The following is a 6,536-nucleotide window of genomic DNA, read 5'->3' as shown; positions in this document are numbered from 1 at the left end:
TTCAACTGTAAATACAGCTTGTTGTACCGTCAACATGCGATTCACCTCCTTGTCTATCAATATTCACATCATAGACAGGAAAAGCAAAAAATATTCAGCTCACTTTATGATGTGGCTGAATAGTTACCAATGTTCTATAGTATTTTTCTGCAACGATTGGTACAATCAAATTGACTGAGATTTTTGTTGTAGGAACGAAGGGGAGGGGATCACCATGGCAACGATTTGCAAAGCCGATTACTATTACGGGGCGTTGCTTTCTGCGTTGGTCAACGGGGGACTCGTGCCGGCACTGTTTGAAAAAGAAAACGACAACCGGCAAATATACGAAGTCACGACGAATAAAGCGAGTTATATCATTTATACGAAGTACAATACCACTCCATCAGGTTCCAAGGATTTCACTTGGTCCTTTTCGTTTAGTGACAATGAGATAGAAGAAATTATCAAGATTCATCATGAAAACAACAAAGAAAAAGAATTTATCTTTGCCTTTATTTGCGGCCAGAAGCAGTTAAGTGATTACAACCAAATGATTGCCATCGTCTACTGGGATGAATTTCTCGAATGCGTGGATATCGAAAAAGAACAGATTCGCGGAACAGCGCGGCTGTCGGTGAAGGCGGTCAAAGGTTCCCCGTGGCTTCGCATTTACGGCAGCAAGCGTGCCGATATGCTAGACGGAAAAGACAATACGATAAGAATTGAAAGAAGTCGATTGAGCAGTTTGTAACAATAACATTTGGGGGCGGGGAGGGGAATTGTGAATATGGGTCTTTTCTATACATTGCTTCTTTTGCTCTTGCTTGTTTTGCTGGCAAGATGGATCAAGTCAAAAGAAGCGGAATGGATTGGATCGTATGGAGAATATAAAGTCCGTAAAGCAATTAAAAATATAGAAGCAACATCATCCGGAAAATACAAAGCTTTTCATAACCTGTATATTCCAAAACAAGACGGTTCAACTTCGCAAATTGATCATATTATCCTTTCCGATCAAGGACTGTTTGTCATCGAAACGAAAAATTACAGCGGCTGGATTTTCGGAGATGAAACGTCAAAATATTGGACGCAAGTCATTTATAAACGAAAAGAAAAATTTCCTAATCCTATTTTGCAGAACAAAGGGCATATCAAGGCGTTAAGAGACTGGCTTGGGGAGGAGTTTGCGCATATTCCGATTCACTCGGTTGTCGTGTTTTTGACGCGGGCAAAGTTTAAATCAAATGCTCATTTTGCCCATGCTTATGTGGTTTATCCGAAACAATTGAAACAAGTGCTCGAGCAACATCAAACAAAAGTGATCGATAGGGAAACAAAGGAACGTTTAGCTCAAAAATTAGAAACAGTGCTTGCCAAAGATAAGACACAAGAAAAAGAAATGAAAAAGCGGCACGTGCAAACGATTCGAACGAAGCAAAAGCAGACGGAACAACATATACAGCAAAACCGTTGTCCAAAATGTGGCGGTGTTCTAATCGTTCGGAAAGGGAAATACGGAACATTTAAAGGTTGCAATAATTATCCGAAATGCAAGTTTACGCAGTCGATTGGCTGAACTTGCAACATGGCGATCGGGCAGCAACTATAGATAAGGGAAGGAGGAAAATGATGTTTTCTATTCACGAGGAATTGGAACGCCTATCGCAAAAGTATCGATTTTTTGCTTCAAAAGAAGCGTTTAAACAGTCATTAAAATTTCAGCTTCAAGAAAAATTCCGCGTCGAGGAGAACAAACGCTTTCATGATTATCTGATCGATTTGTGGGTGGAAGAATCGGAAAGTGGGCGCCAATACGCGATTTGTTTAATGAACAAGCTCGCTCGGGTCACGATAAAGCAAAACGAGCAAACGATTGAATTGAAGCACCACGGTGCTCAGGATCGGGGTCGTTATGATTTTTTGGCGCAAGTGGAAAAGTTAGAACGAATAACAATGGGGAGAAGGAATGTATACGGGATCGTTGTGCTGCTAACGAATGACCATTTGTATTGGACCGAGCCGATGCGACCAAATACGGTGGACTGCGAGTTTCGCATTCATGAAAACCGGATCATCACCGGGGAGTTAAAATGGCAGGAACGTGCATCAGCAGGGACGAAAGAAAACCGTGATGCGCCGATCTTTATTAAAGGGAGATATCAATTGAAATGGCATCATTATTCTACTATCAACCAAGATAAACATGGCGAGTTCCGATATGTAGCCGTTCATGTTGGGGACGTATATAGTTGAGAGAAATAGTTTTAGTGTCTGTTGTCACCTATCGAAGAAAAGCTGTGTCAGGAACGAAAACGTCTCGTGCAAGACTTGATTAACCCGGATTTATCTGTTGTGATGAAGAAGTGTTATGAGAAGCAATTAAAAAATTAGAGTACGACAGGAGAAGCTCCGTTGCACGCGGATCCTGTCACTTGTCGAATGTATGGGCACAGACAGGGGGGAGAAAGTTTGTTAGCTGAAATACATGGAAAAATATCATCGGACGGTTCGAATTTAAGCGAGCGGCTTGAGGATCAGCTGACAGCGAACGTATTTGGCACGTCGCGTTATCTCCCTTTTCCCAAAGGGATTCAGCCGATTTTAAGCAAGGCTGTATTTTTTTCTCAAACTGATCAAACGATGTTCATAAATGGTTTGGAGATGCAAAAAGACGAATTTATAGGGGATAAGGTTAAGTTTTGGGTCAAGGGGGAAAGAAGCGAAATCGATGTTTTGCTGGAATTGGATCATTTGATCATAGGAATCGAAGTGAAATACCATAGTCCTTTATCATCAGACGATCAATTGGAGCGAGAAGCGAGTGATTTACTAAAGGGTAAAGGGCAGACGCCAAAGTTTTTGCTCTTATTAGGAACGGAACCAGAAGTGAATATGATTGCTAAAAAGGTGATGGAAGACAGAAAACTGCCAAGCGGTGTTCATTTTGGGTATTTATCGTGGCAAGAAGTGTTCCATCAATTGGTGTGCGTGCAAAAAAATGAAACATTGAATGAGTTTGAAAGGTTAATGCTGAAAGATTTGATTGCTTTATTGAGAAAAAAGGGATTTGATCGTTTTCAAAACTTTCAAAGCCTTGCTTGTCCTTTAGTTGACCACTGCTCCTACTTTCATTTTTATACAGATGAACAATTTTTTCATTTAAGTGCCAATCGTATTGAAAAGGAGTGGTATTATGAATTCCGTTAGTATACGAGAGAACATAAAAAACGCTTTTGAGGTTGTGCGAAAAACGTACGAGAGTGTCGATAAACTGTTGGCGGAATTGGACCGTCAATCGGTTGAATGTGGATTTGTTCCGGTGATCCCACAATTTTTACGTCAGAAATCTGACCGCGAGTATCGAGGCTGGTTCATTCAATCTTTTATCAAGCTATATCAGAGAGATTCCGCCCCTCCTTGCCAGTCGGGGAATGGGTTGAAAAACGACCCAATCTATGCAGTTGAAATCTCATTTGAAGAAGAACCACGGATGACGTTATGCAAATACGTATATTCAACCCTTGAACATTGGGATAAACCGCCGAGCGTTTCTGAGCATTGGTTTTTCTACTGGCCTTTATATGATGGCAATAACTTTACTAATCATGAATCTGAAAATGGAGTGTTTAAACGCGTTCCAAATGACGAAAAAACTTCAGAAAAATATGGTAAAATTCAAGAAGTTATTTCAAAGAAAATTGATTTATTATCCATTACATCAACGAACATTAAGGATAGGGTGTTTGATGAGTTGAATCGTTTGTGACAGATAAACTGGAATTAGGGAAATCAAAACAGTTGACGGACTGAGGAGGGGCGGTGCGTGGGGATCAAAATAGAAATGCCTATTCGGATGGCAATATTCCGTCTAGCGGAGTTGGATAAATGGAGAAACGGCGAAAGAGAAAACGGTTATTGCAGAAAACTGCCTGGTACAAAAGAATTTAGTTATTTGGGAGTTTTAAAATGAACACGATAGAGTATAATTGCCATTTCACACTGCTTACGGCGAAGATATGGCAAGCCCTGCTTTTTTCCCGTGAATCGGGAATCGCTGGCCAAGGAGCATCGTATTAAAGATATGGGGGGGGAGAGGAATGAACATGCTGAGCTTTGAGCATAAGAAAGCTATTTTTCGGTCATTTAAGCAATTACAAGAAAAGCCTATAAGTAACAAACGGGTAAATTATGTTTATCCAGAAAGCTTGCAAAGAGGGAAAGTATTAGCTAGGGAATTATACCCTAGTGGAAATGGATATGTAAATGCCAAGTATATGGATAGTGAAATCATAAAGAAAAAAGGATATAACGTTGATCCGCGAGGATGGATAAAGATTGAAAATTTTTCTGATCAACAGTTAAGGGAATTGATTGAGATTGCCATGATGTCTATGTCAGGGAAAAGGGCTGAAATGATACAAACTGGCGAAAATTTGAACCATGACAGTAACGAAATAAGGCAGGAAACCTCGACTTCTTTTGAGAGATTGGTTCGTTCATGTTTGTATAATTGGCTTGGCTACGGAAATGTCAATGCACCGGTTTGGTTTATTGGGGTTGAAGAAGGCGGGGCAGAAATATGGAGACACCGTACGAAAACACTTGAACAAAGTTTAGAGATTCGCTCAAAGTTTCATCTTCAAATGGATTTTCGGCATGTTTGGGAAGATTTGTACAATATATCGTTGTCATCATGGACAGGTCCTAATGTTTGGCGCTATATAGCGGCTTTTATTTTGGAGATCGAAGGAAGGGACGCAACTGTTGAAAATATTAACGATTACATTTTTTATACTAAGCAATTAGGGAGAGAAAGTTCCAATCATTTTCTTGGCGAAATGATGCCATTGCCCAAGCCGTCTAAAAAAAGCATAAAACCTTATGAATCTATTTGGAATTCTGTAAATGATTATTATGATGAAGTAGCCAACAACAGACTTTCCCTTATTCGTAAAACAATTATTGAAAATCAAAATGTAAAGCTCCTCGTATCTTATGATCGAACGCTCACTGAAATGATGCTAAACTATTTCTCTTCGACGATTGAAATGGTTAGTACTTGGAATTTTCAACATGAGCAATATACACTTTATAAAATTACTTTTAGCAATGAAAGATCTATTTTGATGCTTTCCACTCCTTTTTTTGGTAATGGGAGAATTAGTTATAATGGGATAAGAAATGCTGCGAGACGTATTATAAATGAAGGATGGGTAGTTCTGTAGCTTGCTTAACTACATTATATGTTTGAATAGAAACAGCACTTGTCAAAGACAAAAAGCAAGAAAAAGAAATGAAAAAGCGGCACGCACAAATGATTCGAACGAAGCAAAAGCAGACGGAACAACATATACAGCAAAACCGCTGTTCGAATGCTGCGGTATTCTATATACATGCACCTTAAAACCATGACTTCTGTATGAACACCTTTTTTCATGGCTATACTGCTCCTAAATATTTCTATACAAAAGGAGCGGAATTGGCATGAAACGTTTGAAAATCACAAATGATCACGGTTGGACGCCTCGAACCCTTCGAAAACAAGAACGGAAAATCAAAGATGCTTCCCTTCGCGTTCGGGTGACCGCTGTTCGTCTTGTCATGGAAGGTCACCTCGGTAAAGATGTCGCGAAAATGGTCAACGTATGCCGTCAATCGGTTGCCATCTACGTTGCACGTTTTAATCAAGGTGGGCTCGATCATCTACTCGATCGTCGCTTACCACCTGGTCGCGTGCCATTTCTTACGGAAGAACAACAACAAGAAATTAGACAACTCGTGTTAACTACTACACCTGTGGATGCTGGCTGGGGCATCGCTTCGTCATGGAACACGCGCATTTTACAATCTTACATTCAACAAACCTATGGTGTTTCCATGTCACGTGAAGGCATTCGTAAGTTATTGCATCGTCTTCGTTTGTCATGGACACGTCCGACGTATAAGCTCGTCAAAGGAGACGCTAAGCGTCAAGCTGCTTTTCAAAGAGAACTTGAATTTATAAAAAAAAACTAATTACCGAGAATGTTACCATGTTTTATGTGGATGAGACACATGTTCGTGCCTATCAAGCGTTGCGTACGACATGGGCAAGAAGTAGGGAATCAGAAACAAGTGCCAAGCTACGGTCACCATGACCATGTGTCCATTTTTGGTGCAGTTGACGTTCGACAAGGCGATGTTGTTTTCCATCGTGCTTCATCCGCCAATGCCGAAACGTTCCTTGACTTTTTGCGCCGATTGAAAGAGAAATATGCTGATCGATTCCTCGTGCTTGTGTTGGACAATGCGCGTATTCATCATGCCAAGATGGTACAAGCCTTTCTTGATGGCGAGGAAGGCGCTGCTTTTCATTTCATCTTTTTTCCACCGTATTCTCCACAGTTAAATCCGATTGAACGGTTATGAAAGTGGTTGAAAGATGAAGTGATTGCCAACGTTTTTCACAAGGATCAAAATGACATTGCCCAATCCATTACTCGCTTTGAACAGTACGTCTTACAACATCCAGATGAGGTGTTACGCCGCATGGGGTGTGCTGTGTGAATCAGAGG

The 6,536-nt window shown here is 40.5% G+C and carries 10 protein-coding genes; all 10 read left to right on the top strand.

The annotated features are described in order from the left end of the window. The first annotated feature begins 214 nt into the window (after nt 1-214). On the top strand, nt 215-733 hold the full coding sequence (locus ETB99_RS13790; RefSeq protein ID WP_171700859.1) for a hypothetical protein: 519 nt from the start codon (nt 215-217) through the stop codon (nt 731-733). A 36-nt stretch (nt 734-769) separates the two neighbouring features. After that, nucleotides 770-1,558: an NERD domain-containing protein gene (locus ETB99_RS13785; RefSeq protein ID WP_171700860.1), complete on the top strand. Its 789-nt coding sequence runs from the start codon at nt 770-772 to the stop codon at nt 1,556-1,558. 53 nt (nt 1,559-1,611) lie between these two features. Beyond that, on the top strand, nt 1,612-2,235 hold the full coding sequence (locus tag ETB99_RS13780) for a hypothetical protein (protein ID WP_171700858.1): 624 nt from the start codon (nt 1,612-1,614) through the stop codon (nt 2,233-2,235). A gap of 216 nt (nt 2,236-2,451) precedes the next feature. Then, on the top strand, nt 2,452-3,189 hold the full coding sequence (locus ETB99_RS13775) for a hypothetical protein (protein WP_171700857.1): 738 nt from the start codon (nt 2,452-2,454) through the stop codon (nt 3,187-3,189). Continuing rightward, on the top strand, nt 3,176-3,748 hold the full coding sequence (locus ETB99_RS13770; RefSeq protein WP_171700838.1) for a hypothetical protein: 573 nt from the start codon (nt 3,176-3,178) through the stop codon (nt 3,746-3,748). Before ETB99_RS13775 ends, ETB99_RS13770 begins: the two co-directional genes overlap by 14 nt. Before the next feature lie 57 nt (nt 3,749-3,805). Further along, nucleotides 3,806-3,952 (top strand): hypothetical protein, encoded by a 147-nt coding sequence (locus ETB99_RS13765; protein WP_171700856.1) that lies wholly within the window; start codon nt 3,806-3,808, stop codon nt 3,950-3,952. A 127-nt stretch (nt 3,953-4,079) separates the two neighbouring features. Beyond that, the gene (locus ETB99_RS13760) at nt 4,080-5,207 is read left to right on the top strand and encodes a hypothetical protein (protein WP_171700855.1); all 1,128 of its coding nucleotides are present in this window, start codon (nt 4,080-4,082) and stop codon (nt 5,205-5,207) included. Nucleotides 5,208-5,466: 259 nt separating this feature from the next. Further along, nucleotides 5,467-5,997 (top strand): helix-turn-helix domain-containing protein, encoded by a 531-nt coding sequence (locus ETB99_RS13755; RefSeq protein ID WP_171700854.1) that lies wholly within the window; start codon nt 5,467-5,469, stop codon nt 5,995-5,997. 39 nt (nt 5,998-6,036) lie between these two features. Then, nucleotides 6,037-6,390 carry an IS630 family transposase gene (locus ETB99_RS13750; protein ID WP_171700853.1) on the top strand — a complete coding sequence of 118 codons (354 nt, stop codon included), beginning with the start codon at nt 6,037-6,039 and terminating at the stop codon, nt 6,388-6,390. A 6-nt stretch (nt 6,391-6,396) separates the two neighbouring features. Then, nucleotides 6,397-6,528, top strand: coding sequence for an integrase (locus ETB99_RS13745; RefSeq protein ID WP_194950068.1), 132 nt, complete (start codon nt 6,397-6,399; stop codon nt 6,526-6,528). Nucleotides 6,529-6,536 lie beyond the last annotated feature (8 nt).

Origin of the sequence: Anoxybacillus sp. CHMUD (genome assembly GCF_013096965.1) — a bacterium.
GTDB classification, from domain to species: domain Bacteria; phylum Bacillota; class Bacilli; order Bacillales; family Anoxybacillaceae; genus Anoxybacillus; species Anoxybacillus kestanbolensis_A.
Note: the sequence above shows the minus strand (reverse complement) of the source record. Positions and strands in the feature narration are given on the sequence as shown.